Consider the following 20524-nt stretch of genomic DNA (forward strand, 5'->3'; position numbering starts at 1 on the left):
TCAGTTTTCCTCGCCCTCGGCCAACAGCGCGATTCCGCCGATAATCACCGCAACGCCCACCCAATGCAGCGGGCTGATATGTTCCCCCAGCCCCAGCCACGAACCGAGCAACACCACCACAAACACCAGTGAACTCAGTGGAAACGCCAGGGACAGGCTGCTGCGCCGCAGGATCAGCATCCACACGAAAAACGCGCCGATGTAGCAGGCAATCGCCGCCAGGATTCCCGGGTTGCGCGCCACCTCGGACAACCACTGCCAGTTGAAATCCATCTGCCCCAGCTGGTCCCCTGCAACCTTGGTAAACAGCTGCCCGGCACTCTCGGTGCAGATCAGCAAGGCCCACAGCACCACCGTGCCGAGGCGCCCATGCAACCAACCGGTATGCATCGTTTGCGTACTCATGCCTGACTCCCAGCAATCGCTACCAGCATCACACCCAAGGTAATCACCAGCGTGCCCAGCCAACGGCGGCGGCTGACGGTTTCGCCCAGTACCACCTTGCCGGCCAGCACCACCCCGCAATAGGCCAGGGCCGCCGCCGGAAATAACAGGCTCAACGGCGCACGAGACAGCGCTTCGAGCCACACGAAAAACTCGATCACATAGGCCGCGATCCCCGCCCACAGCAACGGCGCATTGAACACCTGGCCCCAGAACGCATTCAGGCGAAAGCCGCCCTCCAGCTCCGGTAAACGGTCCAGACCGAGCTTGAAACACAGTTGACCGATCACATCGAGCACGATGGAAAAGGCCACCAGCAACACCACAGTCAAGGTCACGGGAACAGCTCCTCAAACAGGTCGATCAGGGCTTCATTGGTGGCGGCGTTGCGCTGCAGATCCTCCGGGCTCCAGCGCTCCGCGGGCGGCTGGTCGGACTTGGCTTCCCAACGCTTGAACGCGTTGCTGAACGCCGGCGTGGCGAACTCGCCGCACACGTCGATGCCGATGATGCGCTTGCGCGCCGCCAATGCGCGCAGGGCTTGCAGCAGGTGGGTCAGGCGCATGCCGCCCTGGTCCCAGTTGGTGGCGGCGTCTTCACTGGCGAGCACGTCTTTGTCGATGGTGATCCAGATCGCTTCGGTGGGCAGGCTGCCGATCATCTGCTCGAGAAACGCCGGCCAGTCCAGCTCCGCCAGGTTGCGCCAGTGCAGGTGGTTTTCCTGCTGCTGGTGGCCGGCGCCATCGCCGACCCGGCCCCAGACTTTCGACGGCGGGTGCTGCCAGGGGAACAGTTGCAGGCGCCCGCGCTTGAGGGCTCCGAGGTTGCCGCCACGCAGTTGCGGGTTATGCAGGTCATCGCTGCACGGGCCGAGGGTGACGATGCGTTTGATCGCCGGCATGTTCAATGCGCGGTTGACCCACGAGCCACAGTGACGCTTGGGCGCAAAGCGCACCCAGTCTGGGTGGTTGTCGAAGTGGATCAGGCTGATGGGTTCTTTCAGGTCGGCCAGAAACGCCGGCGTCAGGTGGTGATAATCGCCGGAGCCGACGAACAGGATTTCCGGGCGCGCATCCGTGGGCCGGGGCCGCCGGGCCAGGCGCTCGGCGAAGCGCTTCCAGGTTTTTTCGGTGGACCACAGGCGCAGCTTCGGGCCCAGGTCCAGCAGGTCGATACGCGTGGCACGGCCACTGGCCAGACGCCGGGCAATCGGTGCCTGACCGGTGAGGCTGTGGTCGAGGTCGAGAATATTCAAGGTCATGTTTCCCCTATGGCTTTAGGGGGGCGATGCAAGGGGCGGGCCAGCGTTTACCTCAAGGACAGTGAGAAACAAATGTGAGAGGGGGCTTGCTCCCGATAGCAGAGTGTCAGTCAACAAAGATGTTGAATGTGCCACCGCTATCGGGCGCAAGCCCCCTCCCACATTTGGATCAGTGTTCGATTTTAGTTTTTAGCTTCGCTGATGATCTGGCGAATCGCCCCCACAAAGGCTTCCGCCGGCTGGCCACCGCTGACGGCGTACTGGTCGTTGAACACGATGGTCGGCACCGACGTCACCCCACGGGAGGTCCACAACTGCTCTTGCTCGCGGACTTCGGCGGCGTATTCATCGCTGGCGAGAATCTCGGCGGCGCGCTTTATATCCAGGCCGACGCTTTCGGCGATGATCGCCAGGGTGGCGTGATCGGAAGGGTCCTGGCCATCGCTGAAGTAGGCCTTGAACAACGCCTCCTTGAGGTTGTACTGCAAGCCCTCGAGCCCGGCCCAATGCAGCAGGCGGTGTGCGTCGAAGGTGTTGTAGATACGGCTCTGGCCGTCGGTGCGGAAGGCAAAGCCCAGCTCGGCGCCCATGTCGCGGATACGCGCACGATTGGCCTGGGACTCTTCGGCGCTGGAGCCGTATTTCTCGGTGATATGCTCGACGATATTTTGCCCTTCGGCGGGCATGTTCGGGTTCAGTTCGAACGGCTGGAAATGGATCTCGGCCTGCACCTCGCTGCCAAGCTGGTCGAGGGCTTCGGTCAGGCCGCGCAGGCCGATGATGCACCAGGGGCAGGACACGTCGCTGACGAAATCGATTTTCAGGGGAGTACTCATGACAGGCAACCTCGCAGGCTTCAATACGCCGTAAAGGGTGCACGATACACCAATGTCACAGCAGCTTCGAAGGCCCGACCGGATCGATCTGCGCCCAATGCGCGGCATCTTCACGATGCGCCTGCAGATACGGCAGCACCGCCGTCAGCAGCGGCACCTTGAACGCTTCCTGGAAACGATGGGCCATGCCGGGAATCAACTTCAACTGGCTGCCCTGGATATGCGCCGCCAGGTGCACGCCGTGCATCACCGGCAGCAAAGGGTCGGCGGTGCCGTGGACCACCAGTGTCGGCACGCGCAGCTGGTTGAGCAGCGGCACACGGCTGGGTTCGGCGAGGATCGCCATGATCTGGCGCTTCACGCCGTCCGGGTTGAAGGCGCGGTCATAGGACAGCGCCGCCTGGTGCAGCAACACCTGGCGATCGTCCTTCACCGTCGGGCTGCCCAGCGCCGCGAGCAAATCCGCCTGCTGCTCCAGCGCCACTTCACGATTCGGCGCACTGCGTCGCGACAATAACTGCACCAGCGCCGCATTCGGGGCCGGCAAGCCTTCGGCGCCGGAGCTGGTCATGACCAGGGTCAGGCTTTCCACGCGCTGCGGCGCCATCGCCGCCAGGTGCTGGGCGATCATGCCGCCCATGCTTGCGCCCAGTACGTGGAATTGCTGGATCTGCAAGGCGTCCATCAGGCCCAGGGCGTCATCGGCCATATCCGTCAGCGTGTACGGCGCCGATACCGGCAGGCCGAGCTTGTAGCGCAGCACTTCAAAGGTCAGGTTGGCGCTCGCCGGCGCCTGGCGCCAGGTGGAGAGGCCGACATCGCGGTTGTCATAGCGGATCACCCGGAAACCCTGCTGGCACAGGGCAACGACGACTTCGTCGGGCCAGTGGATCAGTTGCCCGCCCAGGCCCATCACCAGCAGCAAGGCCGGGTCGGACGCACGGCCGATACTCTGGTAGGCGATGCTCACCTGGGCCAGGTCGACCGTTTGGGTCGGGACATTGACATCACATCGAGACGCCGCAAAAGACGGCAGGCCGAACAGCAGAGCGGCCAGTAAAAGCAACACGCGCATGAAAAACACCGAAACGCAGAACCCCAGTAGAGCGCGAGTCTGATGAAGTTTGTTCAAGGGCGCTGCCACAGTTCCATGACAGTTTGATGAAGAGTGCCCGGCGGTCGTGGTCGACACAGCTTGCAACATGAGACAAACTCACGCTATCCCGCTTCGTCACAAATTGTCTTCATGGAGAGCCCGTGCTCGAGATCCGTCACCTCAAGACCCTGCACGCCTTGCGCGAGGCCGACAGCCTGGTGGAGGCCGCCGAGCGCCTGCACCTGACGCAATCGGCGCTGTCCCACCAGTTCAAGGAGCTGGAAGAGCGCCTGGGCATGCCGCTGTTCGTGCGCAAGACCAAACCCGTGCGCTTCACCAGCGCCGGCCTGCGCCTGCTGCAACTGGCCGACGCCACCCTGCCCCTGCTGCGTGGTGCCGAGCGAGATATTGCACGCCTGGCCGGGGGCACCGCCGGACGCCTGCACATGGCGATCGAGTGCCACAGTTGTTTCCAGTGGTTGATGCCGACCATCGACCAGTTCCGCGATGCCTGGCCGGAAGTCGAGCTGGACCTGGCCTCGGGCTTTGCGTTCGCGCCGCTGCCGGCCCTGGCCCGTGGCGACCTGGACCTGGTGGTGACGTCCGACCCGCTGGAGCTGCCGGGCATCACCTATGTACCGCTGTTCACCTACGAAGCCATGCTCGCCGTGGCCAACCAGCACGCGCTGGCGAACAAGGCGTACATCGTGCCCGAAGACCTGCTGAGCGAAACCCTGATCACGTACCCGGTGGAGCGTGACCGCCTGGACATCTTCACCCGCTTCCTGGAACCGGCCGACGTGGAACCGGCCCAGGTGCGCACTTCGGAACTGACGGTGATGATGATGCAACTGGTCGCCAGCGGTCGCGGCGTGTGCGGCATGCCCCATTGGGCCCTGCATGAATACAGCTCGCGCGGCTACGTGAAGGCCAAGCGCCTGGGCGAGAAAGGCTTGTTTGCGACGCTGTATGCGGGGATTCGTGCGGATATGCTGGATGCACCGTATATGCGCGATTTTTTGCTGACGGCCAAGGACACGTCGTTTTCAACGCTGGACGGCGTGAGCGCGGTGCGCTGAAACAACACCCTCCCACATTGGCTCTCAGCCAGAGTTGAGTTCGCGCCACATGTAGATTTTATCGAAGTAGTCCACACCCACCCGCACCGCCAACGGTTCCAGGCCGTACTGGATAAACCCGCAGCGGCGGTACAGCGCAAACGCTGCATCGTTGCCGGCGGTGACGGTCAGTTGGATCACTTTCAGGCGCGGATGTTGGCGCGCTTCATCCAGCGCGGCCTCGACCAATCGCCGGCCCAGGCCTTTGTGCTGGTGCGCCTGGGTCACGTACATGCCGAACAGGGTCACTTTGTGCCGCGCCTTCTCCCGAGGCTCGAAGGCCAGGCCGACGATGCCGGCCAGCTCATCCCCGACGTACGCGCCGAGCAAACGATCCAGCGGACTCTCCAGGCGTTTTTCCCACCAGCTCAACGGCATCGCCCCACGCTCGGCCACACTGGAAGTGAACGCCTGGGGATAGGCGCCGTAAGCTTCCAGCATCAACGCCCGATAAGCCTCGGCATCGCTGGCCCCCAGCGCACGCACGCTCATTCGCGTCAGGCCGGCGTGGTCAGTGACGCGCGGTAAAACGGCAGGATCAGGTCACGGGTCAAGGGCGCCAGCACCAGGCCGCCATCACCGGCCGGGTCGATCCAGCGCACCTCTTCGATTTCAGCGGCCGGGCTGACCGGAACATCGATCTGCACCTGGAACAATTCAGCGTCCACGGTAAACCCCGGTTCGTTGGCCGCGGGGGCCGAGAAGTGACCCAGGTAGACCGCGTCGCCGGGCTCGATGCGCAGGTTCAGCTCTTCGTACAGCTCGCGGGCCAGCGCCTCGACGGGCTGCTCACCGGCGTCGATCTTGCCACCGGGTTGCATAAAGGCCTGGGTGCCGCGCTTGCGCACCAGCAAGGTGTGGCCGTCGCTGCCGATCAGCAGGGCAGCGGCGATACGGATAGTGCTAGGCATGAACTGAAAACCTTGAACTCAAACAATGAAAATTAATGGAGCACCCCTTCGCTCTCGTCCGGCTCCTTGATGAACACGCTGTACTTGGCGCCTTCCATCGCCTCGAACGCAATCAGCTTGTCCACCAGCGGCAGGTTCAGCACCTTGCCGGCATTGAGCAGCAACATGCCGTTATCGGCGTTGAGGTTACGCGCCAGGACCATGCCGTCTTCCAGCTCACGGGTGGTGAGCACCTTGACGGTCGGATCGCCCAGGGTCACGTCACTGAGAAACGCAGCGCACGCCAGGATGAAGTCCTCGACCAGGTCCGGATCGTAGAGGCGCCCGGCATACTTGCGGATATACAACAGCGCTTCATCGCTGTTCAGGTGCCGCTCAAGGATCAGGCCTTTCTGCAACTCGATGAAGTCCACCGCCAGTTTCAGCAGGCGTGAACCGAACGGAATCGCATCGCCCTTGAGGTGGTCGGGAAAACCACTGCCGTCCCAGCGTTCCTGGTGATGACGGATGATCCGCGCCGCATCCTTCATCGGCTCCAGGGTCATCAGCAGTGATTCGCTCTGGGCCGGATAGCCACGGTAGCGCTCGCGATCGGTGCTGTGCAGCTTGTCGGCGGGCTCGATCAACATGCTGTCGCTCCAGCTCAGCTTGCCGATGTTGTACAGCGCGGCGGCCATGGCCATGTCGCGGGCGCTGGCTTCGTCTATGGACTGGGCGGTGCAGTACACCCGCACCAGTTCGATCAGTGCACGGTTGGTCTGTTTGTTCTTGGGCAGGCGCAGGTTGGCCAGCAACGAAAACACTTCGGTGCCGGTCACGTAGCTGCGCTTGAGCTCGTCGTAGGCCAGGTCGAGCATGTCGGCGGTCTGTTGCAACTCACTGGTGCGTGCTGCCACGCGCTTTTCCAGGGTCGCGTTCAACAGCTTGAGCTGGTCGTTCTGCTGATGGGCCAGGCGTTCCAGCCGCTGAAATTCCAGGGCCTGCTGCAGGATCAGCTTCAGTTCGTCGTCGTTCCAGGGTTTGCCGATATAGCGGTGAATCGCCCCTTCGTTGATCGCCTTGATGATCGTCGGCAGGTCGGCGTAGCCGGTGAGCAGGATGCGACTGGTGGCGGGATAAAGGCGATGAACCTCGGCCAGCAGCTGCGCGCCGTCCATGCCGGGCATGCGCGCATCGCTCATCACCAGGTCGATGGGCTGGGCGGCCATGATCTCCAGGGCCTGGGCGCCGCTGCCCGCGAGCACGACATCAAAGGGTTGGCCGCGCAACAGGCGACGCAAGCTGTTGAGAATCGACTCTTCATCGTCGACCAGCAAAATAGTGGGTTTCGTCGCAAGTTGTTCATCCATGCCTGCTGCGCCTTCACATTGAACTGAATTGAGCTGATTTGAAACCGTGTGCCAAGCCATCTTCCCTCGCTTAAGGCGCGGAGTTGATTTGACGCCAACTGGCCGCCGAATTCAAGGGACCTCGACTACACTGTCACGGCAGGTCTGCGCCCCGCTCAGCCATGGAACCAAGGAAGGAATGGTTATGCCGTCGAACCGTTTGCAGATAAGGCGCGCACTATGAACCCGAACGCAGGGCGGGCCAACCGTCGCATCCTGATCGTCGATGATGTCACGTCCATCCACCTGGACTTTCGCAAGATCCTCTGCGCCGACGCCGACGCCGAGCCCTCCCTGGATACCCTTGAGCAAACCCTGTTCGGCACCCCCACCGTCCCTCGCCAGGCGTTTATCCTGGATTCCGCCTATCAGGGCCAGGAAGCCCTGGAGCTGGTGAATCGGGCCCTGGCAACCAACGCCCCCTACGCCATGGCGTTCATCGACATGCGCATGCCGCCCGGCTGGGACGGCCTGCAAACCATCGAGCAGTTGTGGAACGTCGATCCCAACCTGCAGATCGCCCTGTGCACCGCCTATTCCGACTATTCCTTTGAAGCGATCGAGGCGCGATTGAAGTACAACGACCAGTTGCTGATCCTGAAGAAGCCCTTCGACCACCTGGAAATCCGCCAGATGGCCAGCGCCCTTACGTGGAAATGGCAGCTCGCCCAGGATGCCGCCCTCAAGGTGATCGGGCTCGAACGCACGATTGAGGAACGCGTGCAGGAGTTGCTGAAAGTCTCGCACCTGCTGCAATACGACGCGCTCACGGAGCTGCCCAACAGCACGCTGCTGGGCGACCGCCTGACCCAGGCCATTGCCCTGGGCCGGCGCCATGACACGCAACTGGCGGTGATGTTTATCGGCCTCGACCGCTTCAAGCGCATCAACAACGCCCTGGGTTATCCGGTGGGGGATGAGGTGCTTCAGCAGGTCAGCCAAAGCCTGGTGGCGGCCGTGCGTGAGTCGGACTCGGTGTTTCGCTATGGTTCGGACGAGTTTGTGATCCTGCTCAATGATGTCCAGCATCCCCAGCAAACCCAGCATATCGCCCAGAAGGTGCTCCAGGCCATCAGCGTTACCCGGCATGTCGCGGGGCACGACCTGAGCGTTACCGCCAGCCTCGGAATCAGCATCTACCCGAACGACAGCAGCACTGCGGTGGAACTGATCAAGCACGCCGAAACCGCCATGCACACCACCAAGGAGCGTGGCCCCGACGACCTGAGTTTCTACACCGAAGACATGAACCTGCGCGCCCGGCACCAGCAGAACCTGGAAAGCGCGATCCGCCAGGCCCTGGAGCACGATGAGTTTGCGCTGCACTACCAGCCCAAGCTGGACCTGGAAACCGGGCGGATCCTCGGCGCAGAGGCGCTGATCCGCTGGTTTCAACCGCGCTCGGGCTGGGTCCACCCGGCCGACTTCATTCCGGTGGCCGAAGACAGCGGGCTGATCGTGCCCTTGACCCAGTGGGTGCTGCGCCACGCCTGCGAACAGGCACAGGCCTGGCGCACCATGGGCCTGGCGCCGCTGCGCATCTCGGTGAACATCTCGGCCATCGACTTCCGCCAGCGGGAGTTTGTCGACAACCTGGCCGCCATCCTCAAGCAGACCGGCCTGCCGCCCAACCAGCTGGAGCTGGAAATCACCGAAAGCGTGCTGATGCAGAACGTCGACGAGACGGTCGATATCCTGAACCGGATCAAGGCCATGGGCGTGCGCCTGGCCCTGGATGATTTCGGCACCGGCTACTCCAGCCTCAGCTACCTGCGACGCTTTCCCATCGATGTGCTGAAGATCGACCAATCATTCGTGCGCGGGCTGCACGAAAATAGCCAGGACGCGCAGCTGATCAGCGCTATCATCGGCATGGGCAAGAGCCTGGAGCTGAACATCATCGCCGAAGGGGTGGAGACCCTCGAACAGCTGAACTTCCTGAGAGCCCAGCACTGTGAAGAAGGCCAGGGCTTTCTGTTCAGCAAGGCCGTGCCTGCGAAGGATTTCGCCCAGTTGCTGCAGGTGGGCAGCCCCACACTGATGCCCGACCAATAGCCCTATGCCTGCAAGGAGTGCTCGCTTGAGCGACGTTTCAACCTACCGTTTCGGCTCCATCCTCGCGTTGGGGCTGTGCCTGGGGACGACCGTGACGGCCGCGCCGCTGGACGAAGCGCTCAAGCCCCTGCCGCCGGTGCCGCACCTGGATGCGGCCAAGGTCGAACTGGGCCGCCAGCTGTTCAATGAGCCGCGCCTGTCAGTGAACAACACGCTGTCGTGCGCCAGTTGCCATCACCTCGAATCCGGGGGCGCCGACACCAGGCCCTTCTCCCTGGGTTTCGACGGCAAACCCGTGGAGATCAATACACCGTCGGTCTTCAACGCCAGCCTGAACTTCAAACAGTTCTGGAATGGCCGGATGGACACCCTGGAAGCGCAGGTCGAGCAAGTGGTCATCAGCCCGGTGGAAATGGGCAGCGACTGGAACACGGTGGTGCAGAACCTGACCGCCCTGCCCGCCTACCAGGCGGCGTTCAAGCAGGCCTACCCCGATGGCGTCACCGCCGCCAATGTGCAAAACGCCCTGGCCACCTATGAACGCACGCTGCTGACGCCCAACTCACGGTTTGACCAGTACCTGCTGGGCAACACGGAAATCCTCACGATCCAGGAAAAGTACGGCTACCAGCGCTTCAAGGATTACGGTTGCATCGCCTGTCACCAGGGCATCAACATCGGCGGCAACATGTTCCAGAAATTCGGCGTGATGGGCGACTACTTCAAGGCCCGCGGCAACCCCGTCGAGTCGGACCTGGGGCGCTACCTGCTAACCAAGGATGAGGAAGACCGGCACGTGTTCAAGGTCCCCAGCCTGCGTAACGTCGCGGTCACGGCCCCGTATTTTCACGATGCCTCGGCCAAGACCCTGGAAGAAGCCGTCGACGTGATGTTCAAGTTCCAACTGGGGCGCAATCCTTCACAGGAGGATAAAGACCTGATCATCCAGTTTCTCAAGACCCTGACCGGCGAATGGAAAGGCAAGCCTTTATGAGCAGACCGTCATGACCCTTTCTCGCCGCCGCACCAGCCAGTTGGCCTTGGGGTTGATCACCCTGTTGCTGGCCTCGACCCTGATTTTTCTGTACATCAAGTCGTCCAGCGACCAGGCGTCTTCCTACACCCACTCCCGGGACCTGATCCGGCAGTTGCAGCAACTCAATGCCCAGTGGGACAGCGAAGTCCTCAAGGCCAGGATAGCCATCACCCACAACTACGACCCCCTGGTGACGCCCCTGACGGAAATGACCCGGTTGTGGGCCGAACTGGAAGCACGCGACTCGTACCACAGCCCGCAAGACCTGCCCGCCTGGCAAGCCAGCCAACAGGCTTATCAGGCGGCCATCCAGGAAAAGGCCCGGCGCGTCGACCAGTTCAAGTCCCATAACGCGGTATTGCGCAATTCCCTGGCCTTCCTGCCGACTGCCGAAGACGATATCCAGGCGCAGTTCAACCAGGTGAACGACGATACAAAACCGCAACTGCAAAGCGTGGCCACCGACACCTACGACTTGCTGCTCAGCAGCCTTGAATTCGCCCAGGTCACCAGCGACGAGCGCGCCGCCGACATTCTCGTCGGCCTGGGCAAGCTGGCCGTCAACCAGGAACTGCTGCCCAGCGAATTCCGCGGCCCGGTGGAGATCCTGAGCAATCACATCGAACTGATCCTGCGCGAGCAGCCGGTGGTGAACACGTTGCTCGAACAGATCGCCGCCATTCCGGTAGCCGAACGCCTGGATGACCTGACCACCCACCTCAACCAGGACCAACAGGCCCTCGACCTGGTCGAGCAGCAATACCACCGTTACCTGCTGGTGTTCTCGACCCTGCTGGTGGCCCTGCTGCTGTTCCTGACGGTTCGCCTGCTGCGTAGTTTCGCCGAGATCAACCGCGTCAACCGCGCCTTGCAGGCGGTGAACGAAACCCTGGAACAGCGTGTGGAACGACGTACCCGACAGCTCAAGGATGCCCAGAGCGAGCTGATGGACAGCGCGCGCCAGGCCGGCATGGCGGAGATCGCCACCAACGTGCTGCACAACGTCGGCAATGTGCTTAACAGCGTGAACATCTCCGCCGACCTGGTCACCCGCAAACTGCGCAGCAGCAAGGCAATGGGCCTGGGCAAGGCCATGCAGTTGATCAACGAACGCCAGGGCGACCTGGGCACTTTTATCACCGAAGATGAGAAGGGCAAGTTGCTGCCCGGCTACTTGAACCAGTTGGTGGACGCCATTGCCGTCGAGCAACAAGGCCTGATCGAGGAACTGGGGCAATTGAGCAAAAGCGTGGACCATATCAAGGACATTGTCTCCACCCAACAATCCTATGCGGGCGCGCCCTCGCTCAAGGAGCCGGTGCAGATCAGCACCTTGATGGAAGACGCCCTGCGCATGAACGCGGGGGCCCTGAGCCGGCACAATGTCACAGTGGTCAAGCACTACGGGCAGGTGCCGGAAGTCCTCGGGGACAAACACCGCTTGCTGCTGATCATGGTCAACCTGATCAGCAACGCCAAGTACGCCATGTCCAACCTCACCGACCGGCCACGGCAGATGACCCTTACGGTCCAGTCGCTGGAGGACAACAGGTTGCAGATCAGCGTGAAGGACGAAGGCGAAGGCATACCGGCCGAGAACATGACCCGGATATTTACCCATGGTTTTACCACCCGCAAGGAAGGCCACGGTTTCGGGCTGCACAGCTGCGCCCTGGCCGCCGTCGAAATGGACGGCCACCTCAGCGCCCACAGCGACGGGCCGGGCCTGGGCGCGCTATTCACCCTGACGATCCCCCTCATTCCTGCCGGAAGCCTCGTATGAACCAGCCTCCCAACCGGCGCATCCTGTTGATTGATGACACACCGTCGATTCATGAGGATTTCCGCAAGATCCTGATGCCGCCCACTGAATCCAACCAGGAGCTGGATGACATGGAGTCGGCACTGTTCGGTGAAACCAGCAAACCCACGGCTCCCCCTTTCGACCTGCACTCGGCCTACGGCGGCGAAGAAGGCCTGCAGCTGCTCATCACCGCCATGGCACACCAGCAGCCCTATGCCCTGGCGTTTGTCGACATGCGCATGCCCCAGGGCTGGGACGGCGCGAGGACCATAGAAGAGCTCTGGAAAGTCGCCCCCGACCTGCAAGTAGTGGTGTGCACCGCGTACTCGGACTATTCCTGGGAGGACCTGCTCGACCGCCTGCAAGGCCATGATCGCTTGCTGATCCTGAAAAAACCGTTCGATAACATCGAAGTCCAACAGATGGCCAACACCCTGGCCAATAAATGGGACATGGCCCGTCGCGCCACCCTGCAAACCACTCATCTGGAACGGCTGGTGGAACAACGCACCCACGCGCTGCAGCTGGAAATCGAAGAGCGCAAGCACCTGGAAAGCCAGCTGGTGCAGTCGGAAAAACTCGCCTCCCTGGGGCAACTCGCTGCGGGCGTGGCCCATGAGATCAATAACCCGGTAGGCTTTATCTCGTCCAACCTCAGCACCCTCGACGGCTACTTCACCCAGTTGCAACAGATGCTGGAGGCTTACCGGCAGGCCGAAGAAAGCCTCGCCACGGGTGAACAGCACGAGCAGCTCAAGGCCTTGCGCACCCGCCTGGAACTGGAGTTTCTACAGGAAGACATTCCGGTGTTGATCCACGAGTCCAAGGAGGGCATCGGCCGCGTGGTGCAGATCGTCAAGGACCTGAAAAACTTCTCGCGGGTGGACAACGACCAGACCTGGCAATTCGCAAACCTGCAACAGGGCATCGATTCGACGCTGAACATCGTTGCCAGCGAACTCAAGTACAAGGCCGATGTGGTCAAGCACTACGCACCGCTGCCAGAGATCGAATGCCTGGCCTCCCAGCTCAACCAGGTGGTGATGAACCTGGTGATCAATGCGGCGCAGGCCATGGGGCCGGAGCGCGGCATCATCACCATCAGCAACGGTGTGGAAGGCGAGAACGTGTGGCTGGAAGTGGCGGACAACGGCTGTGGGATTGCCCCCGAGGCGGTGCAGAAAATCTTCGACCCGTTTTTCACCACCAAGCCGGTGGGCGAAGGCACTGGCTTAGGGCTGTCACTCTCCTACGGCATCATCAAGAAACACCATGGCGATATCTCTGTCAGCAGCGAACTGGGCAAGGGCACGAAGTTTCGCGTGGTATTACCGATTCGGCAGACGGCGGCGTAGGACACGCCGCCGAATCATCCGCCCCTGCGCAACCTGTTATTTCTGACAGTAGACAGACCCTTTTCCCGACTCGAGACTCCACACAAGCAACACGATTGCATGCCGGTGGCGTGCTGAACGTGAGGCCTGGGCTCTCATCGTCGAAGGAAAGGACACCATGTCTACGCGCCGCGAGTTCCTCACATACGCGTCACTGGGCGCCTTGCTCATGCCACTGGGCAGGGGCGCCCTGGCGGCCGATACAGCCGACCCGGCCAGTACTTTTTCCTTCGAAGGCTTGATCGAACAGGCACAGGCCGATGCCTTGAAACCCTACACCTACCCCAGCACCGCATCGGCCGCGCTGCTGGCGCGACTCGACTACGCCGCCCATGGCCAGATCCGCTTCAAACCCGAGCACGCCCTGTTCGCCAAAGGCCCCGGCAAGTTCCCTGTGACATTCTTTCACCTGGGGTCGTTTTTTCGCACGCCCGTCAGGCTGTATGTGCTGGACAACGGCATCGCCCGCGAGATCGTCTACGACCCGGCGCACTTTGATATGCCGGGCGACAGCCCGGCCCATGCCCTGCCCCGTAACAGCGGGTTCGCCGGCTTTCGTATCCAGGAAAGCCGCCTGGGCGACCAGGCCAGGCTGGCGTGGCAACAAAACGACTGGGTGGCCTTTCTTGGCGCGTCGTACTTCCGGGCCATCGGCGAGTTGTACCAGTACGGCCTGTCGGCACGGGCGATTGCTCTGGATGTGGCACAAGCCGGCAAGGCCGAAGAATTCCCCGACTTCACCCATATCTGGTTCGAGCCGCCAAAGAACCAGCACACAAACGCCATGACCCTCTACGCGCGGCTCGACGGCCCCAGTATCTGCGGCGCCTACCGTTTCGTGATCCACCGCACACAGGGCGTGGTCATGGACATCGACTGCACGTTTTTCCTGCGCAAGAACGTCGGCCGGCTGGGCATTGCGCCGCTGACCTCGATGTTCTGGTTCAGTGAAACCGCCAAGCGCACCGCCGCCGACTGGCGCCCCGAGGTCCACGACAGTGACGGCCTGGCGCTGTGGACCGGCAACGGAGAACGTATCTGGCGGCCCTTGAACAACCCGCCACGCACCCTGGTTTCGGCGTTCAGCGACCGGCAACCGAAGGGCTTCGGCCTGTTACAGCGCGACCGTGATTTCGACCACTACCTCGATGGCGTGAATTACCAGCGGCGCCCCAGCCTGTGGGTCGAGCCATTGGGCGATTGGGGCGAAGGCAGCGTGCAACTGATGGAAAACGGCACCGACGACGAGATCCACGACAACATCGTCGCAATGTGGGTGCCCTCGGCCCCGGCGGAAGCGGGCAACCGTTATGCGCTGCGGTATCGCCTGCACTGGCTGGCCCGGGAGCCCTACGTTTCGCCACTGGCGGTGTGCGTGGCCACTCGCCTGGGCAAAGGCGGCTCACCGGGCGAGCCGCGCCCGCTGGGGGTACGTAAATTCGTGGTGGAATTCCAGGGCGCCCCCTTGGAAAAACTCGCACCGGGGGTCAAGCCCGAGGCCGTGATCAGTGGCTCCAGGGGCGCGCTCAGCCGGGTCTTTACCGAAGCGGTGCCGGACGGCGTCGCCGGCCATTGGCGGGCACAGTTCGACCTGAGCGTCGACGGCAAGGACCCGGTGGAATTGCGCCTGTTCCTACGCCTGGACGGCCAGCCGCTGTCAGAGACCTGGCTGTATCAGTACCACCCCTTCCATTCGGAATCGACGGCAATCGGTACCCCTTCAACGGCTGACACCGGCAATAGTCCATGAGGCTCGGCGGTCAATGGGCGCTGCTCTGCCTGGCCCTCAATGCCAGCGGCAACGCTCTCCAGGCCGGCGAGCAGGACCCGGTAGAGGCCTTGTTGCAGCAGATGACGCTGGAAGAAAAAGTCGATCAACTCAGCCAGCTCGGCGTCCAGGACACACCTACCGGCCCGGTCATTGACCCAGGCGAGCTGGCGCAACGGCCCATGAGCACCGTGGGCTCGGTCCTTGGCGCCTACGGCGTCGAACAGACCCGCCGGTTACAGGAACACGCCGTCACCCGTTCGCGCCTGCCTATACCGTTGTTGTTTGCCTTTGATGTGATCCACGGGTTTCGCACCGTATTTCCCGTGCCGTTGGCAGAAGCTGCGGCCTGGGACGTTGACCTGGCACAACGGACCGCTCGCGCGGCGGCCGTTGAAGCGACGGCCAGCGGCATACACTGGACCTTCGCGCCCATGGTCGACATTGCCCGCGACCCGCGCTGGGGCCGTGTGGTGGAAAGCACCGGCGAAGATCCATTCCTGGGCGCAGCGCTGGCCAGCGCCAAGGTGCGGGGGTTCCACGGTGCCGGGCCTGCCGACCCGTCATTTATGCTGGCGACCGCGAAACACTTCGTGACCTACGGCGCGGCAGAAGGCGGGCGCGACTACAACGTCGCCGACGTGTCGGAACGCACCTTGCGGGAGGTGTACTTGCCACCTTTCCAGGCGGCCGTGGCGGCTGGCGTCGATGGGATCATGCCCTCGTTCAACGAACTGGCCGGGACGCCCCTGCACAGCAACACCGCGCTGTTGACCGGTGTGCTGCGCAATCAGTGGCGGTTCCGTGGCCTCATTGTCAGTGACTTCAACGCCCTCTGGGAGCTGAGCCAGCACGGCATCGCCGGCGGTCCGACCGACCGGGCACGGCTGGCGTTCAACGCCGGCGTGGACATCGACATGGTCAGCCAGACGTACCGCCAATACCTGCCCACCCTGGTGCGCACTGGCCAGGTTTCCCTGACCGCCGTGGATAATGCGGTGCGCCGTGTACTCCAGGCCAAGCAGCGCCTGGGACTGCTTGACGATCCCTACCGCTACAGCGACGAGGCGCGGCAGCGGACCAATGTCCTGACCCCGCAGCACCGGGCACTGGCACGCGAGGCCGCGCAGAAGTCCATCGTATTGTTGAAAAACACCGACGCCCTGCTGCCGCTGCCCAAGCACCTGCGCAACATGCTGGTGGTCGGCAGCCTGGCCACGGACGCCGAGGCCACGCTCGGCCCCTGGGCCTTGGCGGCTCATCCCCAAGATTCGATCACGGTCTTGCAGGGCATACGCCGTGCCGTCGCGCCTGGCACCGAGGTGGTGTACCTGCCCGGCGCTTCGCCCATCAGCACCGAGACGCAGAACCTCAACGAGGTCCGGCAGGCCGCCCGCCGCGCCGAGGTAGTGGTCGCCGTGCTCGGCGAGCGCGCCGATCAGAGCGGCGAAGCCCGCAGTCGCGCGGACCTGGACCTGCCGGGTGCCCAGGAGGCGCTGTTGCGTGCCCTGCTGGACAGCGGCAAACCCGTGGTCATCCTGTTGATGAATGGCCGCCCGCTGGTGCTCTCGCAGAACGTGCGCCAGGCGCCGGCGCTGCTGGAAACCTGGTTCCTGGGCAGTGAGATGGGCCATGCCGTGGCCGATATCCTGTTCGGTGACGTCAACCCCAGCGGCAAACTGCCGATCACGTTCCCCCGCAACGTGGGGCAGATCCCCCTCTACTACGCGCACAAAAGCACCGGGCGTCCGCCCAGCGGCGATGAAAGGTATACCTCCGGCTATATCGATGAACACTGGACGCCGCTGTATCCCTTCGGCTTCGGCCTGAGCTATACCTCGTTCAGTTACTCCGCACCGCGGCTCAGCACACAGCGGCTGGCGTCCACCCAAGTGCTGAGCGTGGCGGTCACCGTCACCAATACCGGAGCGCGCCCAGGCGAAGACATCGTGCAGTTGTACCTGCGCGATGACGTCGCCAGCGTGACCCGCCCGGTTCGCCAATTACGCGGTTTCCGCAAAGTGCAACTGGCGCCCGGCGAGGCTCGGGACTTGACCTTCACCCTTGACCAGGCGGACTTTGCCCTGCTGGACAGCAACTTTTCGCCGGTGATTGAGGCCGGCACGTTCACCGTCTTCGTCGGGGCAGATTCGACCACCGAAAACCAGGCCCGGTTTGAACTGACCGATGGCCGCGCCTTGTCTATTTCGGGCCAGTCCGTCCCATCACCGGGATCAAACTGAGTCCACCTGCAGGTTGTCTGGCGTTTCGTTACTGGCGCAGAATGCCGGATCGACCTGAGAGTCCGAACCCAAGGAAACCGTATGAGCCTGTCCTTGCTAAGCCGCTACGCCTTCTTTGCCGTGTGCGTCATTTTCACCCTCGCCAGCCTGCCCTTTATCCAACACGAATGGCTGTGGCCCATCACCCTGGTCACCGGCGTGTTGAGCCTGATCGGTATTTTCGACCTGTTGCAAAGCCCCCACGCCGTACGCCGCAACTACCCGATCCTGGGCAATATCCGTTACCTGGTGGAAGCCATCCGCCCGGAGATACGCCAGTACCTGCTGGAGTCCGACAGCGACGCCCTGCCCTTCTCGCGCTCGCAACGATCCCTGGTGTACTCGCGGGCCAAGAACGAAACCGCCGACAAACCCTTCGGCACCCTGATCGATGTGTACCAGCTGGGTTTCGAATTTATCGGCCACTCCATGCGCCCCGCGCCCCTGAGCGACCCCAGCGCCTTTCGCGTGATGGTCGGCGGCCCGCAATGCACCCAGCCGTATTCGGCGTCGGTGTTCAATATCTCGGCGATGAGCTTTGGCTCGTTGAGCGCCAATGCGATCCGCGCGCTCAACCAGGGCGCCAAGCTCGGCAATTTTGCCCATGACACCGGCGAAGGCAGCATCAGCCCCTATCACCGCGAAAACGGCGGCGACCTGACCTGGGAACTGGGCAGCGGCTACTTCGGCTGCCGTACCAGCGATGGCCGCTTCGACCCGGAGCGCTTCGCCGCGCAGGCGCAGAACCCGCAGGTGCGCATGATCGAAATCAAGATGAGTCAAAAGTTAAATTGTCAATACGTTGACCTTAAGAATTTTACCCTATTGTTCTTTAGAGGTGCCCGAAAACAGCTTCTCGTAGTTTGAATTCGACATTGACCATAGCGATCGCATAGGTCAACAAACAGCTTTTCGATCAGAGGAAGCTGTTGATCTCTTCTTTTAAGCTCCCCGTCATTCCTCCACGCTGCGCTTTTCTTCCCTGGGGCACCCTGACCGCACCACGTTCGTTCTAGCTGCGTTGAACAGATCTGGATCACTAGTCGATTTCGCGGCCGCCACATCTCAATGCGACTCAGTTAATAACTAGCGCCTATAGAAGCATTGCGCCATCAACCAGTGAGCGGGTACGCTCGCCGAGCGTCTGCCATACAATCGATCTAAATCAAATATATGAACATGAGCGAGATAGGGATATGTCGATTCCAAAAATAACAAAGCTACTGATCAAAAATTTTGGATGTATTGGCCCAGAAGGGATAGCTGTCGACATCGATAAGATTGTCGTACTGGTGGGTGCCAATAACTCCGGCAAAAGCACCATACTCAGGGCTTTCGAGGTTGTAACTGAAGGGCAGAAGCTCACCCAGGACGACTTTCACAACCGACAGGTTCTTCCGGAGGCGTTCCCAGAAATCGAGCTACATTCGATTGTAATCGAAGACAATAAGCCTGGGGATGAATGGTGTGCCGCTGCCCCCAATGAATCTTGGGTAGTAAAAGAGCGGTGGACATGGGGCGGCGTGAACGTTGATCCAATCCGCATTGGATATAATGTAAAACTAGGGCGTTGGGCAGAAGCAGCAGATAAAGAAAAAATGCCTTGGGGCATGAAATCCCTCTCCAACTCCAAGCGTCCTAAGCCTCATCGGGTCAACACTTTTGACAATCCTGAAGCTCAAAGCAAGGCAATTACGTCACTTCTTCGCAGCCTGTTGGAAGAAGACATCAAGCGTCTGAAGGTTAGCGATGAAGACGAACATTCAAGATATGATGGGATTCTGGAAAGCTTAAGAAGCTTGCGCCAAGACTCTAAAGATATTCAAGCTGCTGGCATTGCCACCATGCAAACGCAAGCAAATTTGATTTTGGAGCAAATCTTCCCAGGTTATCAAATGAAGGTTGTCTCACCAGAGAGCGTAGCGCCAATCAGCATTGATCTGCTGGGTGATGAATTCTGCTTGGAGATGGGGGCTATAAATGGTGAGTCCTTCCCTCTCGAAAAACAAGGCAGTGGCACACAACGAACAGCTCTCTGGACGATCTTGAAACTACTCGCTGACAAGGGAATTAAGGCAAGAGCTGTAGGTGGAAAAGCTAAAAGCCATCATGAAGCACTCGGCGCCAATATATCTCACATCTTACTAATTGATGAACCGGAAGTTAGCCTTCATCCTCGAGCAACCCAAGCGGCGAGAGACGTTCTCTACTCACTCCCAGATAGTGAAAATTGGCAGGTCATGCTGACCACGCACTCTCCGAGCTTCATCGATCTTGCCAAAGACCACACCACCATCATTCGAGCAGAAAAAGATCACGATCACAAGGTTTCTGCTACAACTTTATACCGGCCTGATCAAGTTCAACTTGACCAAGATGACAAAGAAAACCTGAAGCTAATGAATCTCTTCGACTCTCATATTTCCGAAGCTTTTTTCGGTGGGAAAGTTTTGATCGTCGAGGGCGATACAGAGTATGCAGCATTTAACTACATTAGAGATCGCGAGATCACCAATGGAAGCTACCAATACAAAGACATAAACATTATCAGGGCGCGAGGTAAAGTTACAGTCGCATCAATGATGAAAATCCTTAATCATTTCAAAACCAAATATTACGTTCTTCACGATACTGACCAGAAAAGAACGAAATCGAGGAAACTCGACAAAAAAGCTAGCCAGGGCGGCAAGAAAGTTTACACAGAGATAGAGATAGCCAACCCGGCTTGGACTAACAACACCAAGATTGCCAACCAAATGAGCGAGTATTCCCGCGTGGTTGCTTCAATTGGTAATTTCGAGGCAGCATATTTTTCGGAGATTATTGAAAGTGACAAGCCGGAAAACACCATGAATAATATCAAGGCAGATCACGATCACTATAACGTAGTAAAGCAACTCCTTGACGCAATTTTCGGCTTTGAAGAGGCCGAGCTTCCAGCCGGTGCCATAGCTTGGACTGAGATGGAACAGATCGACGCGGCGGTTCAGGCTTGGGCGGATAGCATTACTATCGTTGCATAAATGGTTGGAGCCCTAGCCACAACGCTGGGGCGTCCAAATATAGTCATCCGCGCTGCATACAAATTTCGAAACTACAGGGTGTTAAACTCAGAGAATTACGTCGCTCAG

16 protein-coding genes and 1 pseudogene are annotated in these 20524 nt (G+C 60.8%); 9 read left to right on the plus strand and 8 right to left on the minus strand.

Annotated elements, in window-relative coordinates:
• From FX984_RS25030 to FX984_RS25050, 5 genes are all read right to left on the minus strand, one after another.
• A complete protein-coding gene (locus FX984_RS25030; RefSeq protein WP_027604612.1) occupies positions 1-405 on the minus strand; it encodes a DMT family transporter in 405 nt (134 codons plus the stop codon).
• The gene (locus FX984_RS25035) at positions 402-782 is read right to left on the minus strand and encodes a DMT family transporter (protein WP_027604613.1); all 381 of its coding nucleotides are present in this window, start codon (positions 780-782) and stop codon (positions 402-404) included. Before FX984_RS25035 ends, FX984_RS25030 begins: the two co-directional genes overlap by 4 nt.
• On the minus strand, positions 779-1699 hold the full coding sequence (locus FX984_RS25040) for an arginase family protein (protein WP_027604614.1): 921 nt from the start codon (positions 1697-1699) through the stop codon (positions 779-781). Before FX984_RS25040 ends, FX984_RS25035 begins: the two co-directional genes overlap by 4 nt.
• Before the next feature lie 188 nt (positions 1700-1887).
• Positions 1888-2541, minus strand: a complete 654-nt coding sequence (locus tag FX984_RS25045) for a DsbA family oxidoreductase (RefSeq protein ID WP_027604615.1) — start codon at positions 2539-2541, stop codon at positions 1888-1890.
• Positions 2542-2596: 55 nt separating this feature from the next.
• The gene (locus FX984_RS25050; protein WP_027604616.1) at positions 2597-3616 is read right to left on the minus strand and encodes an alpha/beta fold hydrolase; all 1020 of its coding nucleotides are present in this window, start codon (positions 3614-3616) and stop codon (positions 2597-2599) included.
• Positions 3617-3798: 182 nt separating this feature from the next.
• On the opposite strand from FX984_RS25050, the gene metR reads away from it, so the two are divergent.
• Complete coding sequence (metR, locus tag FX984_RS25055) at positions 3799-4716, plus strand: transcriptional regulator MetR (RefSeq protein ID WP_027604617.1); 918 nt, start codon at positions 3799-3801, stop codon at positions 4714-4716.
• Positions 4717-4740: 24 nt separating this feature from the next.
• On the opposite strand, the gene FX984_RS25060 is transcribed toward metR, so the two are convergent.
• Genes FX984_RS25060 through nosR form a run of 3 tightly spaced genes read right to left on the minus strand, consistent with a single transcriptional unit; the run spans position 4741 to position 7015 of the window.
• Entirely contained in the window at positions 4741-5247 is a 507-nt protein-coding gene (locus FX984_RS25060) for a GNAT family N-acetyltransferase (RefSeq protein WP_027604618.1), read from the minus strand.
• A 5-nt stretch (positions 5248-5252) separates the two neighbouring features.
• Positions 5253-5666, minus strand: coding sequence for an NUDIX hydrolase (locus FX984_RS25065; RefSeq protein ID WP_027604619.1), 414 nt, complete (start codon positions 5664-5666; stop codon positions 5253-5255).
• Positions 5667-5698: 32 nt separating this feature from the next.
• Positions 5699-7015 carry a response regulator c-di-GMP phosphodiesterase, NosR family gene (nosR, locus tag FX984_RS25070; protein WP_092356312.1) on the minus strand — a complete coding sequence of 439 codons (1317 nt, stop codon included), beginning with the start codon at positions 7013-7015 and terminating at the stop codon, positions 5699-5701.
• Positions 7016-7234: 219 nt separating this feature from the next.
• Here nosR and FX984_RS25075 point away from each other — a divergent pair, with 219 nt between their 5' ends.
• The 8 genes and pseudogenes from FX984_RS25075 (at position 7235) to FX984_RS25110 (ending at position 20416) form a co-directional block, all read left to right on the plus strand.
• Positions 7235-9109, plus strand: a complete 1875-nt coding sequence (locus tag FX984_RS25075) for a putative bifunctional diguanylate cyclase/phosphodiesterase (RefSeq protein WP_027604621.1) — start codon at positions 7235-7237, stop codon at positions 9107-9109.
• Positions 9110-9134: 25 nt separating this feature from the next.
• On the plus strand, positions 9135-10103 hold the full coding sequence (locus FX984_RS25080; protein WP_146475880.1) for a cytochrome-c peroxidase: 969 nt from the start codon (positions 9135-9137) through the stop codon (positions 10101-10103).
• Between the two features lie 10 nt (positions 10104-10113).
• The gene (locus FX984_RS25085; RefSeq protein WP_027604623.1) at positions 10114-11928 is read left to right on the plus strand and encodes a DAHL domain-containing protein; all 1815 of its coding nucleotides are present in this window, start codon (positions 10114-10116) and stop codon (positions 11926-11928) included.
• Positions 11925-13304, plus strand: coding sequence for an ATP-binding protein (locus tag FX984_RS25090; RefSeq protein WP_027604624.1), 1380 nt, complete (start codon positions 11925-11927; stop codon positions 13302-13304). The genes FX984_RS25085 and FX984_RS25090 overlap by 4 nt, the downstream gene beginning before the upstream one ends.
• 208 nt (positions 13305-13512) lie before the next feature.
• Entirely contained in the window at positions 13513-15093 is a 1581-nt protein-coding gene (locus FX984_RS25095) for an OpgD/OpgG family glucan biosynthesis protein (RefSeq protein WP_223841672.1), read from the plus strand.
• Positions 15090-17354 carry a glycoside hydrolase family 3 N-terminal domain-containing protein gene (locus FX984_RS25100; protein WP_146475882.1) on the plus strand — a complete coding sequence of 755 codons (2265 nt, stop codon included), beginning with the start codon at positions 15090-15092 and terminating at the stop codon, positions 17352-17354. Before FX984_RS25095 ends, FX984_RS25100 begins: the two co-directional genes overlap by 4 nt.
• Before the next feature lie 81 nt (positions 17355-17435).
• Positions 17436-18176 (plus strand): annotated as a pseudogene (locus tag FX984_RS25105) (glutamate synthase-related protein); the annotation flags it as partial.
• Positions 18177-18589: 413 nt separating this feature from the next.
• Entirely contained in the window at positions 18590-20416 is a 1827-nt protein-coding gene (locus tag FX984_RS25110) for an ATP-dependent nuclease (RefSeq protein ID WP_146475884.1), read from the plus strand.
• The last annotated feature ends 108 nt before the right edge of the window (positions 20417-20524 follow it).

The sequence above is a fragment of the Pseudomonas marginalis genome (assembly GCF_008692035.1).
Taxonomy (GTDB): Bacteria; Pseudomonadota; Gammaproteobacteria; order Pseudomonadales; family Pseudomonadaceae; genus Aquipseudomonas; species Aquipseudomonas marginalis.